Origin of the sequence: Aequorivita sp. H23M31, from assembly GCF_004022485.1 — a bacterium.
Lineage (GTDB): Bacteria > Bacteroidota > Bacteroidia > Flavobacteriales > Flavobacteriaceae > Aequorivita > Aequorivita ciconiae.
This window is the reverse complement of sequence record NZ_CP034951.1, coordinates 1,448,019-1,474,677: the sequence shown is the minus strand read 5'-3', so window position 1 is coordinate 1,474,677 and position 26,659 is coordinate 1,448,019. Positions and strand designations below refer to the sequence as shown.

The 26,659-nt window shown below is 39.4% G+C and carries 36 protein-coding genes; 17 read left to right on the top strand and 19 right to left on the bottom strand.

Going from position 1 to position 26,659, the window contains the following annotated elements:
* Nucleotides 1-11 precede the first annotated feature (11 nt).
* The 9 genes from EI546_RS06470 to EI546_RS06430 form a co-directional block, all read right to left on the bottom strand.
* Nucleotides 12-224, bottom strand: coding sequence for a DUF7220 family protein (locus EI546_RS06470; protein ID WP_128249782.1), 213 nt, complete (start codon nucleotides 222-224; stop codon nucleotides 12-14).
* Entirely contained in the window at nucleotides 221-481 is a 261-nt protein-coding gene (locus EI546_RS06465; protein WP_128249781.1) for a hypothetical protein, read from the bottom strand. The genes EI546_RS06470 and EI546_RS06465 overlap by 4 nt, the downstream gene beginning before the upstream one ends.
* On the bottom strand, nucleotides 478-828 hold the full coding sequence (locus tag EI546_RS06460; RefSeq protein WP_128249780.1) for a hypothetical protein: 351 nt from the start codon (nucleotides 826-828) through the stop codon (nucleotides 478-480). Before EI546_RS06460 ends, EI546_RS06465 begins: the two co-directional genes overlap by 4 nt.
* Before the next feature lie 21 nt (nucleotides 829-849).
* A complete protein-coding gene (locus tag EI546_RS06455) occupies nucleotides 850-1,305 on the bottom strand; it encodes a hypothetical protein (RefSeq protein ID WP_128249779.1) in 456 nt (151 codons plus the stop codon).
* On the bottom strand, nucleotides 1,305-1,631 hold the full coding sequence (locus EI546_RS06450; RefSeq protein WP_128249778.1) for a hypothetical protein: 327 nt from the start codon (nucleotides 1,629-1,631) through the stop codon (nucleotides 1,305-1,307). Before EI546_RS06450 ends, EI546_RS06455 begins: the two co-directional genes overlap by 1 nt.
* Nucleotides 1,628-1,813 carry a hypothetical protein gene (locus EI546_RS06445; RefSeq protein WP_128249777.1) on the bottom strand — a complete coding sequence of 62 codons (186 nt, stop codon included), beginning with the start codon at nucleotides 1,811-1,813 and terminating at the stop codon, nucleotides 1,628-1,630. Before EI546_RS06445 ends, EI546_RS06450 begins: the two co-directional genes overlap by 4 nt.
* A 145-nt stretch (nucleotides 1,814-1,958) precedes the next feature.
* Entirely contained in the window at nucleotides 1,959-2,288 is a 330-nt protein-coding gene (locus EI546_RS06440) for an ASCH domain-containing protein (RefSeq protein WP_128249776.1), read from the bottom strand.
* A complete protein-coding gene (locus EI546_RS06435) occupies nucleotides 2,285-2,722 on the bottom strand; it encodes a hypothetical protein (protein ID WP_128249775.1) in 438 nt (145 codons plus the stop codon). The genes EI546_RS06440 and EI546_RS06435 overlap by 4 nt, the downstream gene beginning before the upstream one ends.
* A gap of 11 nt (nucleotides 2,723-2,733) precedes the next feature.
* Entirely contained in the window at nucleotides 2,734-2,946 is a 213-nt protein-coding gene (locus EI546_RS06430; RefSeq protein WP_128249774.1) for a hypothetical protein, read from the bottom strand.
* 11 nt (nucleotides 2,947-2,957) lie between these two features.
* On the opposite strand from EI546_RS06430, the gene EI546_RS06425 reads away from it, so the two are divergent.
* Entirely contained in the window at nucleotides 2,958-3,218 is a 261-nt protein-coding gene (locus EI546_RS06425; RefSeq protein ID WP_128249773.1) for a hypothetical protein, read from the top strand.
* Here the strand turns inward: EI546_RS06425 and EI546_RS06420 are convergent.
* The 8 genes from EI546_RS06420 to EI546_RS06395 form a co-directional block, all read right to left on the bottom strand.
* The gene (locus EI546_RS06420; protein WP_128249772.1) at nucleotides 3,207-3,857 is read right to left on the bottom strand and encodes a DUF3164 family protein; all 651 of its coding nucleotides are present in this window, start codon (nucleotides 3,855-3,857) and stop codon (nucleotides 3,207-3,209) included. The two genes, EI546_RS06425 and EI546_RS06420, sit on opposite strands and share 12 nt — an antisense overlap.
* 2 nt (nucleotides 3,858-3,859) lie before the next feature.
* Nucleotides 3,860-4,345, bottom strand: a complete 486-nt coding sequence (locus EI546_RS06415; protein WP_128249771.1) for a hypothetical protein — start codon at nucleotides 4,343-4,345, stop codon at nucleotides 3,860-3,862.
* An 18-nt stretch (nucleotides 4,346-4,363) separates the two neighbouring features.
* A complete protein-coding gene (locus EI546_RS16575) occupies nucleotides 4,364-4,498 on the bottom strand; it encodes a hypothetical protein (RefSeq protein ID WP_262707647.1) in 135 nt (44 codons plus the stop codon).
* A 73-nt stretch (nucleotides 4,499-4,571) separates the two neighbouring features.
* Nucleotides 4,572-4,730, bottom strand: coding sequence for a hypothetical protein (locus tag EI546_RS16200; protein ID WP_164905189.1), 159 nt, complete (start codon nucleotides 4,728-4,730; stop codon nucleotides 4,572-4,574).
* Nucleotides 4,727-5,038: a hypothetical protein gene (locus tag EI546_RS06410; RefSeq protein WP_128249770.1), complete on the bottom strand. Its 312-nt coding sequence runs from the start codon at nucleotides 5,036-5,038 to the stop codon at nucleotides 4,727-4,729. The genes EI546_RS16200 and EI546_RS06410 overlap by 4 nt, the downstream gene beginning before the upstream one ends.
* Before the next feature lie 11 nt (nucleotides 5,039-5,049).
* Complete coding sequence (locus EI546_RS06405; protein ID WP_128249769.1) at nucleotides 5,050-5,685, bottom strand: DNA repair protein RadA family protein; 636 nt, start codon at nucleotides 5,683-5,685, stop codon at nucleotides 5,050-5,052.
* 1 nt (nucleotide 5,686) lies between these two features.
* Nucleotides 5,687-6,544 carry an AAA family ATPase gene (locus EI546_RS06400; protein WP_128249768.1) on the bottom strand — a complete coding sequence of 286 codons (858 nt, stop codon included), beginning with the start codon at nucleotides 6,542-6,544 and terminating at the stop codon, nucleotides 5,687-5,689.
* A gap of 178 nt (nucleotides 6,545-6,722) precedes the next feature.
* The gene (locus EI546_RS06395) at nucleotides 6,723-8,723 is read right to left on the bottom strand and encodes a hypothetical protein (protein WP_128249767.1); all 2,001 of its coding nucleotides are present in this window, start codon (nucleotides 8,721-8,723) and stop codon (nucleotides 6,723-6,725) included.
* Nucleotides 8,724-8,822: 99 nt separating this feature from the next.
* On the opposite strand from EI546_RS06395, the gene EI546_RS06390 reads away from it, so the two are divergent.
* Complete coding sequence (locus EI546_RS06390; protein WP_128249766.1) at nucleotides 8,823-9,014, top strand: hypothetical protein; 192 nt, start codon at nucleotides 8,823-8,825, stop codon at nucleotides 9,012-9,014.
* On the opposite strand, the gene EI546_RS16195 is transcribed toward EI546_RS06390, so the two are convergent.
* Both EI546_RS16195 and EI546_RS06385 read right to left on the bottom strand, forming a co-directional pair.
* Complete coding sequence (locus tag EI546_RS16195; protein ID WP_164905188.1) at nucleotides 9,011-9,157, bottom strand: hypothetical protein; 147 nt, start codon at nucleotides 9,155-9,157, stop codon at nucleotides 9,011-9,013. The two genes, EI546_RS06390 and EI546_RS16195, sit on opposite strands and share 4 nt — an antisense overlap.
* Complete coding sequence (locus tag EI546_RS06385; RefSeq protein WP_128249765.1) at nucleotides 9,154-9,366, bottom strand: hypothetical protein; 213 nt, start codon at nucleotides 9,364-9,366, stop codon at nucleotides 9,154-9,156. Before EI546_RS06385 ends, EI546_RS16195 begins: the two co-directional genes overlap by 4 nt.
* A 58-nt stretch (nucleotides 9,367-9,424) precedes the next feature.
* Between EI546_RS06385 and EI546_RS06380 the strand changes: the two genes are divergently transcribed.
* The 15 genes from EI546_RS06380 (at nucleotide 9,425) to EI546_RS06310 (ending at nucleotide 26,583) form a co-directional block, all read left to right on the top strand.
* Nucleotides 9,425-9,829, top strand: a complete 405-nt coding sequence (locus tag EI546_RS06380; RefSeq protein WP_128249764.1) for a helix-turn-helix domain-containing protein — start codon at nucleotides 9,425-9,427, stop codon at nucleotides 9,827-9,829.
* A gap of 890 nt (nucleotides 9,830-10,719) precedes the next feature.
* Nucleotides 10,720-11,784, top strand: a complete 1,065-nt coding sequence (locus tag EI546_RS06375) for a DegT/DnrJ/EryC1/StrS family aminotransferase (RefSeq protein WP_128249763.1) — start codon at nucleotides 10,720-10,722, stop codon at nucleotides 11,782-11,784.
* 394 nt (nucleotides 11,785-12,178) lie between these two features.
* A complete protein-coding gene (locus tag EI546_RS06370) occupies nucleotides 12,179-13,441 on the top strand; it encodes an ABC transporter ATP-binding protein (protein WP_128249762.1) in 1,263 nt (420 codons plus the stop codon).
* Nucleotides 13,442-14,212: a TylF/MycF/NovP-related O-methyltransferase gene (locus tag EI546_RS06365; protein WP_128249761.1), complete on the top strand. Its 771-nt coding sequence runs from the start codon at nucleotides 13,442-13,444 to the stop codon at nucleotides 14,210-14,212.
* Nucleotides 14,212-14,913 carry a class I SAM-dependent methyltransferase gene (locus tag EI546_RS06360; protein WP_128249760.1) on the top strand — a complete coding sequence of 234 codons (702 nt, stop codon included), beginning with the start codon at nucleotides 14,212-14,214 and terminating at the stop codon, nucleotides 14,911-14,913. The genes EI546_RS06365 and EI546_RS06360 overlap by 1 nt, the downstream gene beginning before the upstream one ends.
* A gap of 2 nt (nucleotides 14,914-14,915) precedes the next feature.
* Nucleotides 14,916-16,013, top strand: coding sequence for a glycosyltransferase (locus EI546_RS06355; protein WP_128249759.1), 1,098 nt, complete (start codon nucleotides 14,916-14,918; stop codon nucleotides 16,011-16,013).
* A gap of 158 nt (nucleotides 16,014-16,171) precedes the next feature.
* Nucleotides 16,172-17,044: a glycosyltransferase family A protein gene (locus EI546_RS06350; protein ID WP_128249758.1), complete on the top strand. Its 873-nt coding sequence runs from the start codon at nucleotides 16,172-16,174 to the stop codon at nucleotides 17,042-17,044.
* A 150-nt stretch (nucleotides 17,045-17,194) separates the two neighbouring features.
* On the top strand, nucleotides 17,195-18,160 hold the full coding sequence (locus EI546_RS06345) for a glycosyltransferase family 2 protein (RefSeq protein WP_128249757.1): 966 nt from the start codon (nucleotides 17,195-17,197) through the stop codon (nucleotides 18,158-18,160).
* A gap of 7 nt (nucleotides 18,161-18,167) precedes the next feature.
* Entirely contained in the window at nucleotides 18,168-19,142 is a 975-nt protein-coding gene (locus tag EI546_RS06340) for a glycosyltransferase family 2 protein (RefSeq protein ID WP_128249756.1), read from the top strand.
* Nucleotides 19,143-19,657: 515 nt separating this feature from the next.
* Nucleotides 19,658-20,767 carry a glycosyltransferase family 4 protein gene (locus EI546_RS06335; protein ID WP_128249755.1) on the top strand — a complete coding sequence of 370 codons (1,110 nt, stop codon included), beginning with the start codon at nucleotides 19,658-19,660 and terminating at the stop codon, nucleotides 20,765-20,767.
* A gap of 165 nt (nucleotides 20,768-20,932) precedes the next feature.
* On the top strand, nucleotides 20,933-22,114 hold the full coding sequence (locus EI546_RS06330; RefSeq protein WP_128249754.1) for a glycosyltransferase family 4 protein: 1,182 nt from the start codon (nucleotides 20,933-20,935) through the stop codon (nucleotides 22,112-22,114).
* 291 nt (nucleotides 22,115-22,405) lie between these two features.
* Entirely contained in the window at nucleotides 22,406-22,816 is a 411-nt protein-coding gene (locus tag EI546_RS06325) for a GxxExxY protein (protein WP_128249753.1), read from the top strand.
* Between the two features lie 397 nt (nucleotides 22,817-23,213).
* A complete protein-coding gene (locus tag EI546_RS06320) occupies nucleotides 23,214-24,299 on the top strand; it encodes an asparagine synthetase B family protein (RefSeq protein ID WP_240673175.1) in 1,086 nt (361 codons plus the stop codon).
* A gap of 29 nt (nucleotides 24,300-24,328) precedes the next feature.
* Nucleotides 24,329-25,420 (top strand): glycosyltransferase family 4 protein, encoded by a 1,092-nt coding sequence (locus EI546_RS06315; RefSeq protein WP_128249752.1) that lies wholly within the window; start codon nucleotides 24,329-24,331, stop codon nucleotides 25,418-25,420.
* Nucleotides 25,417-26,583 (top strand): glycosyltransferase family 4 protein, encoded by a 1,167-nt coding sequence (locus EI546_RS06310; protein WP_128249751.1) that lies wholly within the window; start codon nucleotides 25,417-25,419, stop codon nucleotides 26,581-26,583. Before EI546_RS06315 ends, EI546_RS06310 begins: the two co-directional genes overlap by 4 nt.
* Nucleotides 26,584-26,659 lie beyond the last annotated feature (76 nt).

The following is a 26,659-nucleotide window of genomic DNA, read 5'->3' as shown; positions in this document are numbered from 1 at the left end:
CCTAATCATTTTCATCTTCGGATCCGATTAAAAACCCGTCTTAGAACATAGCCTCTTACAATACTTATTACCGTAAAATAAAGTGTAATGACCACGTTCTTACTTGCCGTGCTTTCTATACCAAGCACAGGAAGAATGATAAAGATGGAAAGCAACGAGATACCAAAGCCAACAGCGGTGTTTGTAATGGCCTCTAGGAGGGATTGTTTTTTACTTTGGCTCATTTCATTACTGTTTTAATTCCCAGTTGGTCTTTCCAGAACTGTTCGCATTGTATTACCATGTCGTGCATAGTTGCTACGGCTCGGTCTTCGTCTTCCATTCCGCCAAGATCGTCGCGGAGAAGGAGGAGCATTTGGCCACAGGCTCCAAAAAAGGCGCGTTTGGTTTCTATGCGTTGTACTTCGTGCATTGCTGCTTCTTTTAAACCGCTACGCTTTAGGTAGAGGCTGTATTGGTGATCTAGGTCGAATTGATTCATTTTGTTTTGGATTTAGTGTTTTTTACATACTGCTCAATAGCTGCTATCATAATTACATAGACCGCAGCGGCGTTGTTTTCTGTAAACGGAAATAGGCGCATTGAAAGAAGATCTTCTTTCCAGTTTTTTTCTATTTCAAAACTCAGATACTCATTGTTTATAAAGTTGATCTTAACGGTCAAACCTTTTATGGAGTGCTCATTGTCTTTCCATTTATACTGAATGGATTTGTCATTTTTATTGCGGGTAAAGATGAAGTTGTTATACTGCGTCCAGGAGATGTATAATTCTGGCTTAATACCTAGTTCTTTGGCATCTTTGGTTAGGGTTTCTTTTGTTATTTTCATTTGGTTTTGGTTTAGTTGGCATTAGTGAATTGATGCATGATTGTCTTCCCAATAGCGTTTGTTTAAATAACGGTAGGGATTGGCTTTATCTACGTGCTTTCTGGCTAGATAGTTGTCATAAACTTGTATGTAGTTTAGTGCGTTAATCCGGTCTTTTCTTGACAATTTATTCCATGTACGCTCGGCATCGATTTTCTTTATTTTATGGTCAAATGATTGCCAAAAGAATTCAAACGACAGATCAGGCTCGCCAATGGTAATTTCAAACTCCGATTTTTTTTGTTTAAGCCAAGTTTCTTTCATTTGGGTTTCGTTCATTGGGAATTTCTGCTGCACAAATAGAAAGTCGAGCTGTGATTTTGTGAGCGGCTTATCTTGGATTTCAAACGCCTTTAAATTGCCTTTTAAATCATATTTAAAGACCCAAAGGATGTTGGCGTTTTTGTGCGTTACGGTGTATGTGGTGCAGTTTTCCATTAGGATAGTTTTTGGTCTAATTGGTCAAACAGCTGTTGGGCTGAGAGGTGGAAGTTCTGGAAGCCATACACACCCAATATCTGGTGCAGTGTAAAGGCTTGGTAATACTTCAACTTGAAATTGCTTGGTTTCTTTTTCCCATCAATAGCTAGATGTTTTTGGGCTACCTTTTTCCGCAAATCCGCCCACAAACTGTAAAAGTGTTTCATTCTTTTTTGATCCTTGCTGTCGTATAAGCCAAGTGCTGGCGGTTCATTGTTTAAAATTTCGAATGCGGACAGCAGTTGCTCGGCGGTAACTTTCAATGTTATATCGTAATTGTTCATATATTGATTTTAGAAGGTTTTATCATTTCATTTAGAAAGGCAGTCTCGGCTTTGGATAATTGCCGTTTGCTCATAAGTTCATCCTGATAGAGCCACACCTTAAGCTCTGTTCCGTCCTCCCGGAACAGGAACCAGGTATTCGGGGTAGTTAGGGATGGCTCTATGTGAATGGTTTCGTGCATTATTATCTACAATCAGTTTCAGGTTCGGTTAATTTTTCTTTGCAAAGCGTGCAAATAACCACTGTGGTTTCGCAGTTTAGTATGGTTTCAACGCCTATAATTGCGTGGGCTTCTGTCGGATGAGTGCAGGGGTGTAATACGATCATTATTTCTCGTTTAAAAATTCCTGTTTCCTTAATAATATGAAGGCGAGCTTCTTTGTTGAAAAATCGACTTTGGAATACATGCGCTTTATTATGTTACGGCATTCATCCAAATTATACCCAGTGTCCAGGTACGCGATGTAATCGTTCAGTTGATCGAGACGGAGTATCTTAATATCGACAATAGTGGCGGTGTGGAGCACTTCGTCTTTGAGTGTTACGTCGTACACTTCGCCAACTTTGTATTTTGATGGATTTTCTAAACGTAGCGTGGTGTAGGCTTTACACTCGAGTTTGTTATTCCAGTTGTAGGAGAAATTGATTGTTTTCATTTATACAAAGTTTTTAAAATGCCATTCAAGGCATTTATTATCTTACTGCATTCGGCAGGGGTCATTTTTTTAAGTGGCTTCCTAACTGGACTCCTATCGCTTTGCAACCAAGAACCGAAACGTGCTAGATCCGGGACTCGTCCATATTTGGTGTTCGCCATTGTCCATTTGATCTGGTGCAAGAGGCTTTGGATCTGTAGGTGCTGTTTGTTGCTTCGGTCAAAATAGCCCCAGAACATGGGAGAATCTTCCTTGGTGACTTTTACTGGCTGTTTGCCTAGCTTCTTGATGATCTCGTTGGCCTGTTCAAAACTGAGGTCGTTGGTGCTGGTCTTTTCCACGCTTCCGGTGGCCCACTGTACAAATTCCTCTTTGATGTCGCGGTTAGGCGTGTTAAGGTGGATTAGCTGTTTTTGTTTTTTTGTTGCTTGCATAATCATTGGGCTTAATCGGAAATTTTACGGTTATCTACCGGAATTAACGCATCGCATTGGGTTGTGATTCCTTGGTTTCCAAAGCGGGTAACGCTGCGGAGCGGGGCGTTGGTTTTTGCATCCAGCTTAAGCTGAAGGTATCGGGCGCAATGGAGGCGTAGGCCGCAACGGTCATTGTTACAGCGGGAAACGTCGTTTGGGATGAAAGGTGCTCGTGTTTTCATAAGTTGTTGTTTTGTCCCACCTAACCCTCCCAAAGGGAGGGAAGCTGGGGGTGGTTAGTCTAAACCGTGAAAATGGCTTTCTTGATCTTTATTCTGCCAGCGCGCTCGGCGGAATTGAGAAATATGTTGAAAACCTTGGCTTCGGTAACGTCCAGATGTTGGCCCATCCAGTTGCCGTTCATGTCCAGCCTCACCTCCTTGCCGTTAACGTGGATGAGGCCGCTGTCTATTGCTTCGCATTTTATTTCGGTGGCCATAGCTTACAGGGATGAAAATTGAAGGCTTACATCTTGCCATTTTTGTTTGTCGTCTTTCATATACAAGCGGCAGTACAATGATGAGCCAACTACACGCTGGCAATCGTCCAGTTTGTCAAATTCGGCTATCAGGTTGTCATCGCCAAGCTCGCGTACTTGTTTGCGGGCTTTTGCGAGCAGTTTTGGATCGTATTCGCCTTTGGTGCCTTTGATGAGTAGGCCGTCCAGAAGGTTGTACATTCCTTTGTGGCGCGCTTCAAACTTTTCACGGAAAATGTCTTTAATGGCATTAATGTGAACGGTGGCTTCCTCATTGAACTCGAACCGCTCTTGACGATCTACGGTTACCTTAATGGTGTCCTCTTCATTTTTAAGGCTGAAAGATTTGGTTTCTTTCGGTTCTTTGCCTTCAATGGTGTACATGCGGTCGTAGAGCTTATTGGCTTCGCGAATGGTGTATTCCTTGATTTCCTTCATCTCCTTTTGGAGCTGTTTGAACTTGCCAGCGGCGTGCAGGGCAAAATTGTCCTTATCTGTCCGGAACTGCTTTTTTGCGGTTTTGTAGCCTTGTATTTCGGCTTCTTGCCTTCTTTCCAATTCTGCCTTCAGCTCGGAGGCTGAAAGGGTGCTTAGGTCTATTGTTTGTGTGCTCATTTTTATGATTGTTTAGGGTTATCTGTTTTGAAAAAGCTATCGAGCTTCGCTATTAGTGTAGCTTCAATACATAGGTTTTGTAATCTAGGATCGTGCTTAAATGCTTGAGCTAGTCTGTCGAGGATGATAGAGGTCTTCCCTTTGGCATCGAAAGTTGTACGGCCATTTCCAATATTCAGTAATAGCGATGCTTCAGCTGTGTGATTTCTTTTAATGAACTCTTCCTCTATTTGGGTGGTGCTATATTGCTCTAGGCCGATGTCCGAACCAAGGTCGATTCCCCAACGTATTGGCTCGTTATTATTATCTAGGTGCTTTTTTACAGCATCTACAAATTTTGCAGCGGCTCGATCTGACAATTCTTTTTCTATTTCTGCCATTGTGAAATGGTTCAGTTTTGGGTTAAGAGCACCGTCCATAGTTCTGGCCAATTGCTCTACTTTCAATTTGAAGGTTGATACTTCTCTGAGGTCTGTTATTGTGTTCATTTGGATTATGGTTTTAGATTAAATTTTAAAATCTGTTATTACTTGCTTACACTTCACTTCCAAGTGTTCGGGAATGGTGTAGCTTGGTTTGGCGGTTTCTTTGCCGTCCAGTTCTATGTGGTTGATGGCTCTAATAATGGCTGAGCGCTCCATGTTTAGGCACGTGCGCTGGCCACTGCTAAAGTAGCCTCGGTCTCGGCTGTGGTAGAGTACGGAACCAAGGAGCTTAAAGCGTTGCTGCAGTTCTGTTTTTGTCATAATTGGCGTCTATGGTTTTAATGGTTTCAAAGTTTCTAACACTGGGCAGGCGTTCCATCCATTCGGATATTGCCCTGTGGTTTCCGGGCTGCCAGTTGGCGGGTATGTGGTTTACTTTTAGGTTCATTGGTTTAGGGCTTCTTTAATTAGGTTGCTGTTGTAATACTTTTGAAGCTTGTACACGTGCTTTGCGTAGAGCTTTTTGGCGTCGTCTTGGGTGTAGCTGGCCGCGTAGGGCGTTGCCTCTTGGATGAATTCACGCTCCACGGCTTCCAGTTGGGCGTACCACCAATTGTATAGCGTGTTGTTGCACATCAGTTTTTGTACCTGCTGTTGGTTTTGGCCTTTTTGCGCGCAGTAGCTGAGCCACCAGTCCATAAGGAGCATTTCGTAATCTTCGGTGGTCATTTTTAGGATTTCATTGATTGTTTTCATGGTTTTTGGGTTTAGAGTATTTCGTGGAATTTTCTTGCACCTTCTTCCCAGATGGTGTAGGGTTCGGTCAATATGCCCCGACTGGCACGGCTTATGGAATAGGCGCGGAAGCCCTGGACAAATATTTTAACATCGCTGTCGTACCAAATAGCCTCGGCCAGTGCGCCCAATGGCTTTTTGCCTTTAGCGTGGCTTACCCAGATAAAGAGGTGCTTTGGAAATTCAGCCTGCAACTCCTTATATTCGCGTTTGGTCATAAAAGTGTACTGGACGGAATCGATAAACACAACCCGGGCGGTACGTGGATTGCGGAGGCGTTCCTTGAGCTCATCAATTGGCATTTTGTCCAGTATCTTGAAGCTTCCCTTTCGGCATTGCGCCATATTGTTTTCCAGCACGGCCTGTTGCATACTCAACCGGGCACCTTCCTCCAGGGTATTGTACTCTACGCGTTCCCATTGTGTTATTTGCTTTGCCAGCTGCATGTTGAATGTTGTTTTTCCCTGTCCCGGATCGCCAAAGACGAACCAACTGCCGGACACTTCGGGTGTTCCTATTAATTTTTTGAATGCGCCCTCCAGCGGAAGGGTCTTAAAGCTTGTTTGCTCCAGTTCATAGACCGATACGGCCTTTTTTCGTTTCGCCATATCATGAGGCCAGTTTTACGCGTGGTCGTTGCCCTATCTTTATTTTCTGGACGTCTCGCTTAACCCGTCTTAAATCGCCGCCACAGGTGTCGTAAATGGTCTGTATCTGCGAGGGATTTTCCACTCCGTTGGCGAAACATATTTTTGTTACGTCCTTTAATGAAACTGGATTCAGTTCTATGTAAGTCCGGCCAAAGCGGCTTTCCAGTTCGTCATAGCTTCCTTTTTCTTTCAGTACGCCAGCTCTCATTTTGCGCTCCAAGTGCTTTACGCCACTGATGATGATGCCAAGACGGCCTTTGTAGTCGTTGCTGAAATCCATTATCATATTGAATTGCGGCTCTTTAAGGTGGTCGGCCTGGTCAATGATCAATAGGCCGTTTTCAATATTTCGGATGGCGCGGTCAAATTCTTCCAGCATCTGCCAAGTGGTGCCTTGCGGTTTTTTGCCAAGGGTAATGAGCAGCTGCTTTACAAATACCTTCTGGGTCCAGGTCTTTTGACATTCTATGTGAAACACATTGTTGTTTTTGCGGTCGTAGTACTCAAAAGCGTTGGTTTTGCCCTTACCGGCCTTGTCGCTGATGCAAAGTAGGAGGCTGTCCAGCTGGGCATCGCGGCAACAGTTGTACAGGCCTTCCAGATTATCGGTTATGGCGATGTTCCAGTTAGGATCGATCTTTAAGTTGCTTTGAATCTTGTTTAAAAGGGAGTCGCTTATCTGACTAAGGTCACCGTTAACGATCTTGCTGATAACGGCGGTTGAAACCTGAGACTTTGCCGCCACATAGTTCTGTGAGCGTTTTTTGGACATCCATTTTACTTCTTGGATGAGTTGGTTTAGGTGGGTTGTTTTCATCTTATTTCAGTTTGAATGTTGTATCTATACTCGTTTTTTAGTTCTGAAAGGAATTCGTTTTGAACATCTTCATCCCAAGCAACGAAGACTGTTTTTTTTTGCGCTGAGTACTTGAAGTCTTTTTTTATTTTTTGATGCAAATAGTATCGGCGATTGTCTTTTGGCGTTCTCATAGCGATTAGTATTTATTGACCCAAGATCCTTCTCCAGCTTCCGCGGTTTCCCTGATTTGTTTTGGGATGTTTCCTCGGAATTTCAGTTCTAAATCTTGTTCCTTGATTAATGATTCTTCAGTAATATTTGTTCTATGGCGCAGGGCCTCCAGTTCGGCCTCAATTCGTTTCAGCTCCTCATCGCGCACGTGCAGCATTTTGTGTTTGCGGTTGCGATCGTGATCGTCCATAAGTGCGGGGATACCTTTTACCTTTTTGATCGGTTCGGCATCTGCCACATACTTGGTGTCGCCGTTTGGAAGGCGTAGGTATAGACGGATGTAGTTATCCAGTTGGTTAGGATCGTATTGGTAGTGGAACTTGCAACCGGTGTATTTATCTCTGAAATCCAGATCGACATTTCCATCAAGGTCATACACCTCAAAATGGTAGGTCTCTTTGCGAATGGTAGGCGTGAAACCTGTGGAAGTGTAGGTAAGCGCATCTTTGGAAGTGATCCAGAACAGGCGCATCATATCCAGCTCGTTGATGCGTTCCAATTCAAACTGGCTTTCGTGCTGATAGACTTCGTTTCGGGATTGCCCAGGGAACTTCGGGTGCTCCATTGCGTTCCATTTTTCCACGTAGTAGCTGAAGGCTGCTATTAGTTCGTCAATAGTCTTTAACTTGTCCCGGTGGCGTTTTACGAACTCCATATTTGGTCGGCTATCCTCGGTGCGCACGGTTACGGCCTGTTTGTCGCTCCAGTACACTTTATTAAGAACTTGCTGCTGAAAGCGTTTGAAAATTTGCTCTACAGGCGATCCGTGCTCAAGCGCGCGGTGTGGATAATGCTCTCCGTTGGTGGCAATAACGCGATCGTACAAATCCTGCATTTCTTCCATTTTGTGGCCTCCTTGATTATCATAGGTGATCAGGGCAGGTTTTTGAAGGCTCTCACCCATTGCCATCTTGAAAGCGTGAAAGTGTTGGGTGTAGTTCTCGTGGTCCAGCCCACAGTAGAATCCGAGTATCTTTTCTGAATAGACATCAAAAACGATATCGTGCTTTAGGTCTGCACCCATATTATAGTTTGCTCCTTTTTTGTAGTGGATCCAGTCGAGTTTGGAACCGTCGATGGCCAAGTAGCAGTTAGGGAACCAATCGGACTTGTCTCGTGAAATCTTGTGGCCGTACTCATTGATCCAAGCGGCCTTTCCGTGACGGCCTAGAAACCATTTTTTGCGGTTTACAGGCTTCATCAGCCATTTGTAGATGGTGTCATCGTCCAGTTTTGGCCATTTTTTGGCGGCGCGCTCGGCTTCGTAGCGTGTCCACACATCCAATACGGTAGGCTTGTTGGGCAGGGCGTAGTGGGCGAGGATGAAATCGGCAATTTTACCCTTTATTTTTAAGCCGTTAACGTTGCCTTCGTTTCCGTGGATGAGAGTGGCGTAGCTGCCTTCTTTGTATTCATAATACCGGCGTTCTAGGCTTCGAGGGTTGGAGGGCAATTTATGGGGGAATTTTTGTTTATCGTTGGGAAGCTTAATGGTCTTTAGTTCGTTTACGACCTTGGAAAGTGTGCGTTTTGCCTCGGTAATTTTGAAGCTGCTGTTCCGGGCTTTCTTTTCGTCTATTTCCTGAAGCAGTACGCCATAAAGATTTAGGATTTGCGCCTCGATGTAGTGCTGGTATTCCTTTTCTGGGGAAAGGCCGGCTTTGGCGTAGAAGATGGCGGCTTCGTCATCATTCTGGAGACGGTTCAGGAAGGAATCGACGTTTTCTTTTTGGTAGGGGTCTCCGAAGTGTTTTTTGATTTTTTGTAAGTAGGTGGGCGGAATGCTATCGTACTTTATGAGACCAGTACGGCCGTTTCCTTTGGTACGGACTCTAACCAATTTTTTGCGTTGCACCCATTTCTGGAATTGGTCAAGTGTGGCAATACCGATGAATAGGAAAACGTCTTGATTGACGCAAAGTGTGTTTCCGTTGTAGGTTTCGTATATGGGTCCTGATGGAATCATAATTCTTAATTGGTTGCTCCCGCCGTGGTGTCGAAACCACGCTGTGCCGTGGCGGGATTTTCACTATATTTGAAGTGCTAACCTTAAAATAATAGTGATATGGCTTATTCTAAATGTGCTTCTTGCAACTCAACGAGTTTTGAATCCTCTATCGAGACTCCGAAAAATTCTAGGTATAAATTGCAATTCATAAAATGCGCTTCTTGTGGGGCCGTTGTAGGAGTTATGGATTATTACAACATTGGTGCTTTGGTTCAAAAACTCGCTAAAAAGATGGGATTTGATATTTAATGCTCAGAACCCCTGCAATCTTGAAATACAGCAGATTGAACTCTTTTATTAATCTCCTTTAAAACCTGTTCGGTTACAATCGGACAGGTGTCCTGTGTTACATACATTTTAGAAATATGTATGTTAATGGTTGTCTTGCTCATAATTCTGCAATTTTAGATTCAATTGTTTCGTTTCTTTTTTCAATTACAGCCTTGGCATAGGCCGCCACTTTGTGGTTGTTGTTATCACCGTTAAACCAGCGTTCCACCGTTTTTCTGTTTACCTCGGCAAGCCTTGCTATACGGGCAATGTCGCCCCATATCAACATTTCTTCCAGTGCCTTGCGTTCTTTTACTGTCTTACTTTTCATATCTTTGGGTTATTGATAAGCAAATATATACAGAATTTTCTGTATTAACCAAATAAATATGAAGAATAATACAGATATTTCTGTACGTCTAACGAAACTAATTGATTCCTTGGGAATTACAAGGAATGAATTTGCTAAAAATTTAGGCTACGATAGAACTCAGGGCATCTATGATATGACTAAAGGAAAAGCCAAGCCAAGTTTTGACTTTTTCGAACGTCTATTAAATTCAGAATATTCTGAAATTATAAATATTGAATGGCTCTTGACGGGAAAAGGAGAAATGCTGAAAAAGACCGGTGCCGATCCACTAGAAAAGAAGCCCCCGGAAGACGAAAGGGACCAGTACCTGATCACGCTGCAACAAAAGCACATTGAAAAGCTGGAAAAGGAGATTGAGCAACTAAAAAAAGAACTGGAACCTCAAAATAATTACCGAAACGTTGCTGAACCAGACCGGTAATTGACAAATTGTACAAGGTTTGCGCGGAAAAAATAGAGCCGTTTTATACCTAACACATTGATAATCAACAAAAGCACCCCTTTTAAGGTGCTTTTTTTATGTCGTTTGCCCCCCTTTATAACCACCAAAAAGGGCGTTTTTCACCTTTTTTTGGTTGCTTAGGTATGGTTTAGAGGTCTGTTTTTATCGCTTTTTGTCCATCCTACTGTCCATCCTACTGTCCATCCTACCTTTTTTTACCATTTTGTTGGCCTCAACAAAAAGGTGGCTTATCCTGCCCAAAAAACCACCTTGCAACACAGCCTTCTAATGTGTACATTTGTGCCATACCCCTTGTTTTTCTAGGCAGTATAGTACTTATTGGCACTTATGGACCACCCAATGGAAGATCACTGTTGATAAAAAGTATTTTAAGGCTTGTTTAATGGTAGATAAATGGTAGATAAATGTAATTAATGTACAATTTGCTTTTGCTAACCTCAGCGCATAAAAAAGCCCGTGTCGCTTGAAAACACGGGCTTTTTGAACCTTTTTATAAACCTTTTTATATTGTATTATTTACTTTACCCCTTATACATCACTCATAACTCATCACTGGAAAAAGTTGTCAGTAATGCGAGTTGTTAGTTGGTGGACAGTAGAATTTTTTTCACTCATCACTCATCACTCATCACTCATCACTCATCACTCATCCCTCATAACTGGAAAAAGTCGACCCGTCTCAGGATAAACTCCATCGAGGGACGATTTCGATTTCCACCTTTTTTCTCCCTTCCATAAAAAGTTAAAATGAATATAATTTGTTTATTTTAGCCTGAATTAGAAGTGTCTTTCTTGCGAACCTTGTGGCAGGAAAAGAGACTAGACAATTCCTCTAGTATAATGCCCCTATGATAACTGTAACGAAAACCTTTCTTCCTCCTCAGGAAGAATACAATAAAATTCTTAAAAGAGCATGGGATGCGGGTTGGGTGACGAACCGAGGCATCTTGGTGCAAGAATTGGAGCAAAAGCTTAAAACCTATTTAAATGTCCCACAGGTTTTAGCTACAACCAATGGAACTTTATCATTACAAATAGCTATAAAAGCTTTGGGACTAAAAGGAGAGATTATTACCACTCCATTTAGTTATGTAGCGACCACCTCAACGATTATTTGGGAAGGATGTAAACCGGTTTTTGTGGATATCCATCCCGAATATCTGACAATAGACGAAACGAAAATCGAAGCGGCCATAACTCCAGATACTACCGCCATTTTAGCAACTCATATTTTTGGAAACCCTTGCGAAGTCGAGGAAATTGAAAGAATTGCCAAGAAGCACAATTTAAAAGTCATTTATGATGCAGCCCACGCATTTGGGGTAAAGTATAAAGGTGAAAGTATCTTTAATTATGGCGATATAAGCGCGTGTAGTTTTCACGCTACCAAGCTCTTCCATACGGGAGAAGGAGGTGCCCTTTTTACGAGGGACAAGAGTTTAATGGAAAAATTATTTTATACTCACGATTTCGGGCATAATGGTCAGGAGGGATTTTCAGGTGTGGGAATAAATGCTAAAATGAGTGAGCCACAGGCAGCGATGGGCTTGACCGTTTTACCATATATGGAGAAGATTTTGAAGGATAGAGAGCAGGTGATAAGTACTTACAGAAATGAAATCCGCAATTTGCAATTCTTAAAAATAAGACCAGAAACGGATTGGAATTTTTCATATTTTCCAGTGATATTCCCATCAGAAGCTGATCTTTTAAATGCTATAAAGATTTTAAAAAAGGAGGATATTGTCCCGAGACGATATTTTTATCCTAGTCTTGATACACTTCCTTATATAAAAAGAAGTGCAGATTCTATTTCCATGGATATAAGTTCCCGTATCTTATGTCTACCTTTATTTACGGATTTTCCAGACCAGGATTTAAAAAAAGTGATTTCAATAATGAATAGTCTATAAATCGGCATTTTGGACAGGTCCACTCACTTTTGGGTAGCTCCCATAATAAAACTCCGGACACAATTTCTTTTACAGCCGGAATCAGGTAATGGGAAAATATACAAATGTTTTAATCGTACAAGAATTCCAAAAATACTGCAAGAAAGCCGGATCAAACCGTAATATTATAATTAGAAACTCAACTTTATGTCTCGCTCATAAAAGTTAAAATAAATATAATTTGTTTATTTTAGCCACAAGTACAAACCAATTTTTGGAGAGGGGAGGCAAGAAACAGAGGTCAGGAAACTAAAAATAAGAAACTAGAGACAAGAAACTACAGAAACCTGCAACCTGCAACCTGAAATATCCACCAACAACTGTCTAAAAACTATAGACAAAGGACTAGCAACTAATGACCATTCTCAAAGCCGAAAACATCTCCAAACAATACCGCCTAGGCAATGTGGGCACGGGCACCCTTTCCCACGACTTAAACCGTTTTTGGCATAACATACGCGGCAAGGAAGATCCATACTTAAAGGTGGGAGCCGTAAACGACAGAAGCAGCAAAACCAAGACTGAGTATGTTTGGGCGCTGCGTGATATCAATTTTGAGGTGCAGCAGGGGGAGGTATTGGGCATTATTGGAAAGAACGGAGCGGGAAAATCAACCTTGCTAAAAATTCTTTCGCGCGTTACCAGTCCCACCACAGGAGTAATTAAAACCAAAGGTCGAATTGCTTCCTTATTAGAAGTTGGTACCGGTTTCCACCCCGAGCTTACCGGAAGAGAAAATGTATTTCTCAATGGTGCTATCCTAGGAATGACCCGCACCGAAATAAACTCCAAACTGGATGAAATTGTTGACTTCTCAGGCTGTGAATTATACATCGATACCCCCGTAAAACGTTACAGTAGTGGAATGAAGGTTCGCCTGGCCTTTGCCGTGGCAGCGCATTTGGAACCGGATATTTTGGTAGTGGACGAGGTACTTGCCGTGGGAGATGCGGAGTTCCAGAAAAAAGCGATTGGCAAGATGCAGGATATTTCGAAAGGGCAGGGGCGGACGGTGCTTTTTGTGAGCCATAATATGCAATCAATAGCAAGTCTTACTGAAAGATGCTTGGTACTAAATAACGGAACGGTCGTTTTTGACGGTGGCACTTCAGAAAGTATTAATGCCTACTTAAAGAGCAATAGAGTGAATGCAAATGATGAATATACAGCTGAGCCGAAAAGAGATTCTCCCTCTATCACAAAAGTAAATGTGACAACCAGTAATTTTGGGAATGTGCATATATGTGGAGAACCCTTAGAGGTCAATTTTGAGTTACATATTCCCCAAAAATTGAAGGGCGCATCATTAAGTTTTCAGATAGTAAATAAAAATGAGTTGCCAATTGTTCATTTGTGGACCTTCGATTCGGAAAAAAGTATGTGCCGCGAACCCGGATTGTGGAAATTAAAATGCATTATTCCGAAATTAAGGCTGTATATGGGCGAATATTCTCTCAATGTTTATTTTACCGGACCTCCAGGTGGTGAAAGATTCGACGTTATTTCGGAGGTCTGTCCCTTTAAGGTAGAAATGTTCAAAATGCAAAGAGAATTTCAGTTTCGTCCAGATACTTGCGCCTATTTAGAAGATTCTGAATGGAAGATAAATATGCAATAGATGATAAAGAAGATAAAAAGGAAATTGGGTCACTATTTTCGTGAAGAAAATGGGACGTCTTCAGGAAATACCGATACGAAGAAAAATTATTTTCCAGCCGATTTCACAGAAAGTGACATCAAAATCATCGATGCCGTCAAAAATTATACAATGACTTCCTCCGAGAGAATTAAAGTATTGTTAGAGGCTGTAGATTACATTGATAAAAATAAAATTCCTGGGGACTATGTGGAATGTGGGGTGTGGAAAGGCGGCAGTTCCTTAGCGGTAGCAATGAAGCTCGAGGAAATCGGTAATTTAAATAAAAATATATGGCTATTTGATACATTTGAGGGAATGAGTGAGCCCACTGAATTCGACGAGGATTTAAAAGGAAGATTAGCAAAAGATAGACTGGCCAAAGAAGATAAGGAATTATCATGGGTATGGGCGTATTCGGGATTGGATGAAGTAAAAAAAACCATGCAACGATGCAATTATCCCAAATCAAAAATTAAATTTATTAAAGGTAAGGTAGAAGAAACCTTATTATCGAAAAATATTCCTGACCGCATATCAATATTACGATTAGACACGGATTGGTATGAATCAACAAAGATGGAACTAGAAATTTTATTTCCCAGAGTGGTAGAAGGAGGCATAATTATAATAGACGATTATGGACATTGGAAAGGAAGTAAGAAAGCTGTTGATGAATATCTAAGTCAAATAGGTAAGCCTATATTTCTTAACAGAATAGATTATACCGCTCGATTGATAATTAAAAATTAATGGATCAGTTTATCAACCCTATACTGAGGAGTAACAATCTTGATACTTACTACATTAGGACTTCTATTTTTAATGCGTTGAAGAACGTTCTAGCCGAGTTTGAGGGAAACTTGCTTGACATTGGTTGTGGCAGAATGCCTTATAAAGATTACATTCTAAATAATTCTAAAGTCGAGAGTTACACAGGTTTGGATATTGAAAATGCATTGGTTTATGACGCTAATGTAAAACCAGATTTCGTTTGGAATGGAATCAAGATGCCTTTTGAAGATTCTTGCTTTGATTGTGCCTTCGGAACCGAGGTCTTAGAACATTGTCCAGAACCCGAAGTGGTTTTAAGGGAGGTATATCGGATTTTAAAACCCGGCGGAATTTTCTTTTTTACCGTTCCATTTTTATGGAATTTGCATGAGACCCCCAATGACGAGTATCGGTACACTCCTTTTTCACTGGAGCGACATCTTAAAAATAGCGGGTTTTCAGATATTTATATTAAAGCCACCGGAGGTTGGCATGCATCTATGGCCCAGATGATAGGTTTATGGATCAGACGTGCCCCTATGTCCTGCCGCAGAAGACGGTTATTGTCCAGAACGCTAAAACCGGTAATAAAATATTTGATTAAATTAGATAAAGCAGATATCGTTCATTTTAAAAATGGGCAAATGATTACTGGGCTCTATGGAGTTATAAGAAAATAAATATGAACATTGCTATATTCACTCCCAATCAAAATCCTTATTCGGAAACCTTCATTCAGGCACATAAAAATTTTTTACAGGGAGAAATATTTTATTACTATGGGCGGAAGCACATTCAGTTAGAAGGAAAGTCGAGCTTATCAACTTCTTGGGAAAGAAATTTTCTTAATTTAAAAAGAAAGCTCTTTAAAAAGTCGCCCAACTTTATACAGGAAACAATTCTCTTAAAATCATTAAATAAAAATAAGATTGATGTAATTCTAGTTGAATATGGTACTCATGCACACTTTCTTCTACCCTTGCTCAAAAAAGCAGGATTACCTTTTATTGTACATTTTCACGGGTATGATGCTAGTGTAACAAAAGTAATCAAAGCTCATAATTATTATGAAGAGGTCTTTCTATCTGCATCAAAAGTGATTGCGGTGTCACGTAAAATGCAAGAAATGCTTTTGGAGATGGGTTGTCCACCGGAGAAATTGATTTATAATGTTTATGGTCCACATCCCGAGTTTTTAGAGGTTGAACCCAAATTCTCTAAAAAGCAATTTGTTGCCATTGGGAGATTTACAGACAAAAAAGCTCCCTATTACACAATTCTTGCTTTTAAAAAGGCCGTGGAAAATTATCCAGATATAAAATTGATAATGGCGGGAGATGGACAATTGCTAAATACTTGTCAAAATCTAGTCAGGCACCTAAATTTGGAGAAACAAGTTGAATTGCTGGGTGTTATTTCTCCTGAAAGATATAGGGAGCTATTGTCAGAATCCTTAGCTTTTGTTCAACACTCCATCACGGCCAATACCGGAGATATGGAGGGTGCTCCCTTAGCGGTTTTAGAGGCTAGTGCGGCTGGAATTCCCGTGGTTTCAACTTTTCATGCAGGTATCCCGGACGTGATCCTAAATGGTAAAACAGGATTATTATGTGAAGAACATGATGTTGCAGCAATGGCCGAAAATATGATGGCTCTTTTGGCTGATCCTGATTTTTCAATGAAGCTTGGGGAGGCCGGTAAGAGAAATATAAAAGTCCATTTTAGTTTGGAGCGCCATATTGCTACGCTGCAAGATATTTTGATAAAAATAACAGCTTAGCATTTTTTCGTGGGTTTTTGGGTATATGGATAGGTTTTGTATTCGTTATTGATTTCCCTTTTATTTTAATAGGTCTTTCATATTTTTGATTTAAACCCTAAGTCGTGTCCCAATCTTTAGTTTCTATCATCATACCCTATTACAACCGACCGCAAAAAATGCAGCGGTGCTTGGACTCCGTTATGGGACAGACTTATTCCCATTTTGAGGTTTTTGTAATAGACGATGCATCAAGTGAGATTTTTGAATACAAAAAGGATTCTAGAGTTCAGGTTATTCGCAATGCCAAAAACCTCGGGCCCGGTGCTTCGCGCAATGTTGGACTTCAACGTGCCAAGGGAGAATTTGTAGCGTTTTTAGACTCTGATGATTATTGGGATGCAAACTTTTTAAAATCCTCCGTGACAGCTCTTATTAAAAATCCTTCCGTGGCTATGGCCTATGCCAATGGAATTAATGTGGATGAAAATGGAAAGACCCAAGACGTTAGAAGAAATCAGATCAAACAATTGGACAGGATTCTTCCAGAAATTCTTAGTCTGCACCGCCATTGGGGAACAGGTGGTTGCCTGTGGCGAAAAATAGACATCCAAAACATCCAATGGATTACTTCGCGAACTTGGGAGGATTATGCCTTTGATATTGATGTAGCCATTCATAACAATTCTATTATCGGATTACAGGAGACTTTGGTGTATTACGATATTTCCGGGAAGGATAAATTGTCTGAAAGAATCTCCGATGATCTTATGGCGCAAAAGATTTCGGCCCTTCAGCATATTTCCGATGCTCTTTGTTCTTCGAAATGGCGAAACGATGGGAGGATTAAAAAAGCATTTCGCTATCTTATTGTAATGAATTTCTTAGCATCTTCCAATCAGGATGAAAAGCAATTATTATCCCATATTTTCAATCGTTGGAATGGCTTTTTCAGCAGGTTTTTATGGAAGTTGGTCTTGAAGTTGCCCGAGTCCAGGAGGATGGATTTTTTGGAGCTGGTAACGCGGGTTTATAGAAAACAGATGAGATAATTACTAAAAAAGCTCCTCAGTAAGTTATACTATTTTTCTTGAGTTTAAGTTGACACGAAGTACGTGTTGAGAATCAAAATAAAAATCCCGGATAAATGTGATGGAAACTTCCTTTCAATTTCTTATTATTGAATTAACAATCCTTTGTATATGGGCAGTCCCTTGGTTTCTGTAATCATCCCCACTTTTAACCGCTCCCACCTCATTGGGGAAACGTTGGACTCTGTCCTGGCACAGACCTATCAAAATTGGGAATGTATTGTGATAGATGATGGGAGTACGGACAAAACCCAGGAAGTGATGGCAGCCTATCTTGCCAAAGATTCTCGGTTTCAATATCACCACAGACCAAAGGACAGATTGCCTGGCGGAAATGCGGCACGAAATTATGGGTTTGAGTTGAGTAATGGGGAGTATGTGCAGTGGTTTGATGACGATGATATTATGTTGCCAGGATTCGTTGAAAGCAAAATTAAAGTTGCAACAGAGGAAATCAGTTTGATAATTAGTCCGATTACTTATTGGAATTCAAAAGATGATTCAAAAAATTTCAAAGCAATCAAAGTTCAAAACTCTCTTTATGAGGATTATCTGTGTTGGAAAATAAAAGTTATGACCCCATCTGTGCTTTTTAAAAAGAGTTTTTTGGAGGATAAAAAGCTTTTTTCCAGTCGCATTCTTCGGGGACAGGAGACAGAGTTTTTTCTAAGGCTGTTTTATAAGTTGCCCATAACTTCCTACATTGTGTTGGATGAGTCTAAAATGCTGTATCGACAACATGGAGAAACGAAATCGCACCGTAACAAAACTTATGTTCCTGAATTTATGAACTCAACGTTTATCATTTATTTTGAAAACTATTTAAAATTGAATGGTAGAGAAGATGAAAAAGCAAAGGGGTTTTGCTATCGTCATTTGTTAGGGATATTTTACCACAGTATCTATAACAAGGATATAACATTAGCCAACAAGATAATACAAGATTTTTTCACGGTTTTATATGAAAAAGACAAATGGAAAGGCACTGAAATGATTGTGATGGGACGTTTGTTTATTTTTTTTAGAAGAGGAGTATGGAAATTTATTGCGCGTTGGAAGAAATTTGAATTTGAATAAAAAAGAAATGAAGCTATCCATCATAATACCTATATACAATGGTGCTCCTTTCTTGGAAAGACTGATCCATACCATCACTGCTTTTACCATCACAGATTTTGAATGTGTTTTTATCGATAATAATTCCACAGACGATTCCATAGCAATTTTAAAAGAACTGCTGCAAAACGCTTCTTTTAATTATTCGATTTTAACAGAGGAAAAACAAGGTGCAGGTTACGCAAGAAATACAGGAATTAAAAATGCCAAAGGAGATTATTTAGCATTTTTGGATTGTGATGATATTATTCTGCCTGAGAAATTTGAATGTGATTTTAACATTCTTAAAACGCACGAAGTGGACTTCGTTTTTTGCCGTGCACAACGTTTTTATGAAGATGGTCGGATTATAACACACCCTATTACCGGAATCAAGGATGGAATCAATTCGCCACCTTCTTTAGGAATTTTATGGCTTCAGAATTTTTTCCTGCTTCAAGGAACGGGTTCATTGGTAATAAAGAAAAATGTGGTTGAAAGCTTATATGGATTTCATTCTTCTAAAACTGGAGAAGATGCCTTTTTGTTTATTATAATGGGTCTTCTGTATAAAGGTTATTTCTATGATAAAACTTATTTCCACTACTTTAGACATCCAGATTCTACGATTTCAAAGTCCAATAAAAATGAAAGTGGTTCACTAAAAAGATATTTTGAGTTGCGACAAAATCTTTTCAATGATGAGATTGTCAAAAACAATCCCATAGCATTGCATATTTTAAAAGATCAGTTACAAACAGACCTATTAAAACTTCATCGATTGGGTGATAGTGTGAAAGAGTTGAAAGGTGACAAATTAAGAAACCTAGAACTTTCAGCGATTTTATTTAATCGTTTAAGTCTGTTTATAAACAGAAAAATACCCCACATAAAATACAATCCATTTTTTCAGTTGGATAGAAAACTGTTGAAAAAAAGAAGAGATGAGCTACTTTTCAAATAGACTTTGGAATTTATGGGCTCGATAAAAATTATTATTTACTTTGGCTCCTTTAATTTCTATCCTTTCTGCGGTAGGTAGAATATATGACCCAATTCGAAAGTTAAATTGACGCTCGTTAATCCCCCGGAATTATGATGTTTTGATTAAATAATGGAGATTAAATAGATTGATTTAACGGAAATGATTGGATTGGAAAGAAAATTAGAGAGACCCACGGGGACAATTCCTAAAAATTAACTCGAAAAAGTAGATTAAAATATTATTCTTCAACTGGAGATTATCACTTCCTGTATATTTCTATCTTGCAAGAAGTTTAAACTCTTTTAGTGGCCAGTATTACTTTTCTACTCTGGAAGGAAGTAATTTCAGGCTTGGATTCAAAGTAAGCAATGGTAGGACTAATAGCTTTCGTCATTAAAGTGAATAATATAATTAGTAATATAAGCAGGGGTGGAAAAACAGATATTTCGACAAAATTTAAGGGCAATTTGGATAAGGTCTAAGAAAATTAAAGTATGAATAAAAAAATTGCGGTAATCGCTGGTTCCATTAATCCATTACGTCAAAAATATTTATTTAGTTGGTACCGCGATTTCGAATCAGTCTACGGTAATATTAAATTGTTTATTGGTTCCAGAACCTCTCAGGCATCTTTTGCAAAAGCTTTTAAATTAAATTCGAGGAAGGAAAAAGTCATTGCCGAAATAATGGACGCAATTCGGTTTAGGCGCTTACCTGAGCCTATTCGGAATATCCGACCTTTATTGAACTACAATCCGGAGGTTATTCACTTGCTTACGTTTCAGGCATTTCGATACGTCGAACCATATTTAGAAATAAAAAAAATTAAACTTATAGTAAGCTTTCGTGGTTTTGACCTCAATGTATATCCCCACCAGTCAGAAAGTAACAAAGAATTGATCCAAAAAATTTTCAAGAAAGCGGATAAAATTCATTTTATAAGCGATGGATTAATGAGAACAGGAATCTCGCTTGGAGCTGACCCTCAGAAATCCTTTGTAATCAGAAGATCGATTTGGGTTGAGCCGAATGAGACAATTAGGAAAAAGGCCCATGGAGGCCCTTTAGTAATTCTTTCTGTCGGCAGATTGGTTTGGGAGAAGGGATATATATATGCATTGGAAGCTATTGCAATATTAAAAGAGAGGGGATTTGAATTTCAATATAGAATTATGGGAGAGGGTAGGGATCTGCCAATGTTACAATATCATTTAATCAGATTAGGTTTAGAGGATAGCGTAGTTTTTTTAGGGGAAGGTTCGAGAAACGAAGTGAAAGAGCAACTTTTAAATGCCGATATCTTTTTTCAAGCATCAGTAACCGAAGCTCTTTCTAATGCTCTTATCGAAGCGTCATATTATGGATTGCCAATTGTTTCATCTCGGGTTGGGGGTATTCCTGAGGTTGTGGACCATCAAAAAACTGGGCTTCTTAGTCCTCCTTGCAATCCACAGTTATATGCAAATAATCTTGCTCGGTTGATTGATAATCGGGAATTGCGGAAAGAATTCGGAATCAATGCTCGCAAAAGGGCTTTAGAGTATTTTTCAATGGAAAGGGAAATAGAAATGTGGAAGAACATTTATGACGAAATTAAAAACTGATAAGCTGCCTAAGAAAGAAGTGATAACAATTCATTACCACCCAATAAAGGGAAAAACCAATCTTTTCTAGTTAAATTTTAATAAACCAAGGGATGTAATCGGTAATATATTAAAACATCAATAATGCTTTTTAATTTTTTTTCGAATAACTCATAAATTAAGATAATGAAAAAAGTTGCTCTCTATACTGGAGCGTATCCAAACACTACATTTATTACTTTATTAGCACGTTCATTAGCTTCTCATAATATAGAAGTTCATATCTATGGGAGATTACTGATGAAAACGAAGGAAGATGGCAAACTAAAGTTTTTTACATTCTCCAATAAAAACCTAGTATATAATTTGATGTTTCTTTTACGATATGTCGTTCTGAACGTCTTCTCGGACTATAAGACAACTAAAAAGTTTTTTAAATTAATCAGGGGCCAAAGTAATTATAATCAATTCAAACAAAGCTTGATTATACTTCCTATGCTATATCATAAGCCAGATATTATTCATGTTCAATGGCTTAAAGCCTATGGCTTTTTTAAACCTTTCAAATCTATTTTATCTTCTAAAATTATATTGAGTTTGAGAGGTGTTCAACTTTCGGTTTCGAGTTTTTTATACCCCAAATATCGAGAACTGACAATTGAGGCAACAAACCATGCTGCTATTATACATTCCATATCGGATGACCTTACGAATAAATTAATGGAAATTAATCCCGATGTAAAAAATAAAATTCTCAAAATTAACCCTGCCATTGATTTAAATTTTTTTACCCTTCCTTCTGCAAAGCTGAATCGGGGAAAGAATAAACCTCTTAAAATTATTTCTGTGTGTCGATTGTATTGGATAAAGGGTCTTGAATATGCAATTATTGCTCTGAAAGAGGTTATTGATGATGGGATAGATTTTGAATACACAATTGTGGGTAGTGGAGATATGAAGGAAGAATTGCAGTTTTTAATTTACGATTTGAACTTGGACTCTAATATCAAAATGGTTGGCGATTTATCCCCAAAAGAAGTAAGGGAATATTTAAAAACTTCAGATGTATTTTTACTTCCGAGTGTTGAGGAAGGTTTTTCAAATGCCGTTATTGAAGCTCAGGCTCTAGGGCTGCCTTGTTTGGTGTCAGATACAGAAGGATTGAAAGAAAATATTGAGCACGGGAAAACTGGTTTTGTTTTTAAAAGGAGAAACTCGACAGAAATAGCTGAATACATAAAGCGATTTGTGGATATGGAGAGAGTTGAATATGCGAGCATGAAACATAATGCTGTGCGGAGGGCAAAAGAGCATTTTGATGTTAAGAATCAAATAACGGAATTTATTCGAATGTATGAATCAGTTTAAATTGCGGGAATTTTAATTACACTATTCTTTATTTTTTTGGTAGGTTTATTTTCTCGCATTAATTGATTATGGATGAGTTGGGTGTTGCCCGGAAAAAAGTGGAATGGCAGCATTCTGTGGATGGGATGACTAATGGGATGGAGGAGTTGTATTATGAGGTTCTTTTAACCACAAAGAGCGCGGAGAAGGCACAGAGGGCACGAAGGATATAAGAACTGAAATGTATATACACTACATTTTTATTCGAAAACAATACAACCTATTGATTATATTTGAGTAAAATTTATAAAATTGGATTCTCTAAAATTTGAAAATCAGATTGCCTTTTCTGTCATAGATTCCGCAATATCAGTCCATAAAGCCCTGGGTCCGGGTTTGTTGGAAAGTGCATATAAAGAATGTCTCCATTATTCATTGTATCAAAAAGGGTTGTCTGTGGAAAAAGAAAAACCAATGCCGGTAATTTTTGAAGAAGTCAAAATGAATTGTGGATATAGAATTGATCTTTTAGTGGAAAATAAATTAGTTGTAGAACTTAAAAGTGTAGAAGCCTTAAATGATGTTCACCTGGCTCAGATTTTAACCTATTTGCGATTGGGAGAATTTAAATTGGGTTTATTGATTAACTTCAATGTAACTTTATTAAAACACGGAATCAGACGAGTTATAAATCATAGAGAAGATTTAAAAAACCCTCTGTGACCTCTGTGCCACCTTAGTGTTCTCTGTGGTTAAAATACCCTAAACCTCTATTTAATTTGAAAACCATCAAAACCCCCATCCTCCCCACCCACCAACATTTCGTCAAAGTCCATGCCCCGCACGAAATCGATAAAAAAGCCCTCTGCATCTTCGCGGCCATCGGGTATTTCCTCGGAACAGATACCTACTGGAAAGATCTAAAAGTACTCCCCCAGGAACCAATAACACCATAGACGACAATGGGTTTTGGACAGATAGCAAACCTTGGTTTACATGGCATCACACCCCTAGAGATATTTCTTTTGACCAAGCCGTAAGTGAATTCACCGAACTGTTCCACACCATATGCAAAGAGCAGGCAGGAGATAAAACGGTCCTGCTTCCACTTTCCGGAGGATTGGATAGCCGCACGCAGGCAGTTGCCTATTCAAAATTGAAGTCGCCGGTATTATCGTATAGTTATTCCTTTCAAAATGGTTATAAGGAAGGAGCTATCGCCAAAAAAATTGCAAAAGAACTGGGCTATGAGTTTCGGGATTTTACCATTCCCAAGGGATATTTATGGAATAAGGTGGACGAACTGGCAAAATTGCTTAACTACGGCACCGAATTTACCCATCCCCGGCAGATGGCGGTGATCGATGAATTCCGAGCAATGCGAGGAACCTTTACTTTGGGGCATTGGGGGGATGTCCTATTTGACTCGGTGGCTCCAAAAGATCTGACTGAGGAGAATGCCATGGAATGGATTCTAAAAAAGATAGTCATAAAAGGTGGTCAGGAACTGGCGGAGGCTTTGTGGAAAACTTGGGAGCTGGAAGGGGAGTTTATGGGTTATCTACGCGAACGGGTCCAAGAAATCTGGAATGGGATAGAAATTGTCAATATAAGCGCGAAAGCACGTGCTTTTTATAGCAGTACCCGTGCGGTGCGATGGACCAATCTGGGCTTTGCCATATTTGAGGCGACAAATCCCATTGAAGCCCCTTATTATGACAACCGTATGGCCGAGTTTATCTGTGGTATTCCCGAGGATTATTTGGCCGATAGGAAGATACAGATAGCCTATTTGAAAAACCAAAGTCCGGAAGTGGCCAGAATCACTTGGCAAGCTGAAAGACCATACAACCTATATAACTATCATAAAAATCAATCACCGAACAATTTCCCTTTTAGGGTAGTTGACAGATTGAAACGGACCGTGAGCGAAAAAATGGGCAAAAAACACATCCAACGCAATTGGGAGCTTCAGTTTTTAGGGATGGAGAATGATGAAAAGTTGCAGGGACATTTGTTTGGGGTTAATTTACATCCTTTTCTTCCCAAGGAATTGATTACAAGATTTTATAATAGTTTTAGAACGAAGGATATGGTTAAGTATTCACATCCTTTGAGTATGTTACTTACATTGGCAGTATGGTATAATAATAAGGATAAATGGAAGGATAATTCTAAATTCTCTAATAAACATCTAAACTTCTAAAATTCTCAACTCAGAGACTAACCTCCCAAATGCAAAAAACAAAAATCCTCTTTACCATCCCAAATTTCGATACTGCCGGTAGCGGTAAAGTGGTGCATGATTTAGTGAAAGGTCTTGATAAAAATAAATTTGAGGTTGAAATTGCTTGTCGCCACGATAGAGGAGAGTTTTTTAAAGTAGTACAATCCTTAAACGTCCCGATCCATTTAATTGAAACCACTTGTGCGTATCGTCCGTATGCATCGCTTCTTTTTAGGTTACGACCCATCATAAAGTTTTTCAAAGAAAATAATTACGACATCGTTCATTCTTGGCATTACAGTAGCGATTGGACAGAAGTTTTAGCCGCACGATTGGCGGGCGCTAAATGGATCTATACAAAAAAGGCCATGAGTTGGGGTAATAGACACTGGAAGATACGGAGCTTTTTGGCCAATTTTATTATTATCATCAACAATGAAATGCAGCAATACTTTCCAAACAAAAAAAATCAAGCCTTGATTCCTTTGGGGATTGATACGAATTATTATAGTCCTAATCACTTCCCTAAACCGATCAATCGAGAGGAACACTTTCAGATTATTACGGTAGCCAACCTAGTCCCCGTTAAAGGCATTGAAGTGTTGATCCAAGCCATAAAAGAAAGTGAGGATCCAAAAATAAGACTTATCGTATTGGGCGATGACGCAAATGAATATGGAGCTTACTTGAAAAATCTGTGTGATGAGTTGAACATGACGCATCAAGTAGCCTTTTTAGGAAAGCGTCCGGATGTTAGACCTTATATTGCGGATTCTGACTTATATGTCATCCCAACAATAGGTATAGGAGAAGGCCTAGGAATGGCTCTGGTTGAAGCCATGAGTATGGAAATACCAGTGCTAGGTTCTGATATTTCAGGGGTAAACTTTGTGTTGAAAGACTTTAAAAGCCTCTTATTTGAAGCGGGAAATGCTTTAGCCTTATCGCAAGATATTAAAAGAATGCAAAGTCGTAGTTTTGAGGAAAGACAGCAGTTAGGTGCTGACTTGCGAACCCATGTTTTGAATAATTACAACTATGATAGTTTTATCGAAGCTCATGAAAATCTCTATAAAGAACTTGTAAATAGGAAAACATGAAAATCGGCCTCGTTCTTTCCACAACTCCCGGTTATTCCGAAACCTTTTTTCATTCCAAGATAAAAGGCCTCCAGAATAATGGAATAGAGGTACACTTATTTTGTTCAAATAAAAAGAAGGATTTCACTCTTTGTCCCGTCGTGGAAAGTGCGAAGGTTTCTAAGAATCCGGTTCTAATGTCTTGGTATTTAGCTAAGGAATATATTTACCTTTTGCCTTATGTCTCAACAGTAGCACACTATGTGAATTTAGAACGGAAAGAAGGAATGGGATGGGTAACAATTTTTAAAAGGATATATCTCAATGCCCATTTGTTAAGAGCAAAAGTGGACTGGCTACACTTTGGATTTGCCACTTTGGCTTTGGGAAAGGAAACCGTAGCTAAGGCAATTGGAGCAAAGATGGCCATAAGCTTTAGAGGTTTTGATATAGGGGTATATCCCGTAAAATTTCCCAATTGCTACAAGCTGCTTTGGAAATATGTGGATAAGGTTCATGCCAACTCCAATGATATTCTGGTCTTGGCAAAAAAGTATGGTCTTCCGGAAAATGTACCTGTGCAAAGAATTACCCCCGCAATTGATGTTGAAAGATTTAGTGCTGCATTACAGAACTTCTCCAAAAAAAGTATAACTATATTTATGACTACAGGACGCTTACACTGGAAAAAGGGATTGGTTCAAACTGTGGAGGCTTTGGCAATATTAAAAAATCAAGGATTTGATTTTATTTATAAAATAGTAGGTGAAGGAGAAGAATATGAGAGGATTGCCTTTGCTGCGTATCAACTTGGTTTAAAAGAAAATGTGCAGTTTTTGGGTAAACTAAATCATAGCGAGGTTAAATGGGAATTAGAAAAGACAGACATATATTTACAATATAGCATTCAGGAAGGATTTTGTAATGCTGTTTTGGAGGCCCAAGCTATGGGAAAGCTTTGTATAGTGAGTGATGCTGAAGGTCTTCCGGAAAACGTACTGCACGAACATTCCGGATGGGTTGTGCCCAAACACTCACCTGAACTCCTGGCACAGCAAATTATGAAAGTAATTTCTATGGAAAAACAGGCAAAAATTAAAATTTCCCAGAATGCCGTTAAAAGAGTAAAAGAGAATTTTAATATTGAGAAACAACAGCGGGAGTTTTTAGAGTTTTATGGATAGGTTAATAGTTGTGGCTGCATTGAATAGGGGGAAAGGTTTATCCTTTTGCTAAACTTCACTTTTTCATTTGGGTTTG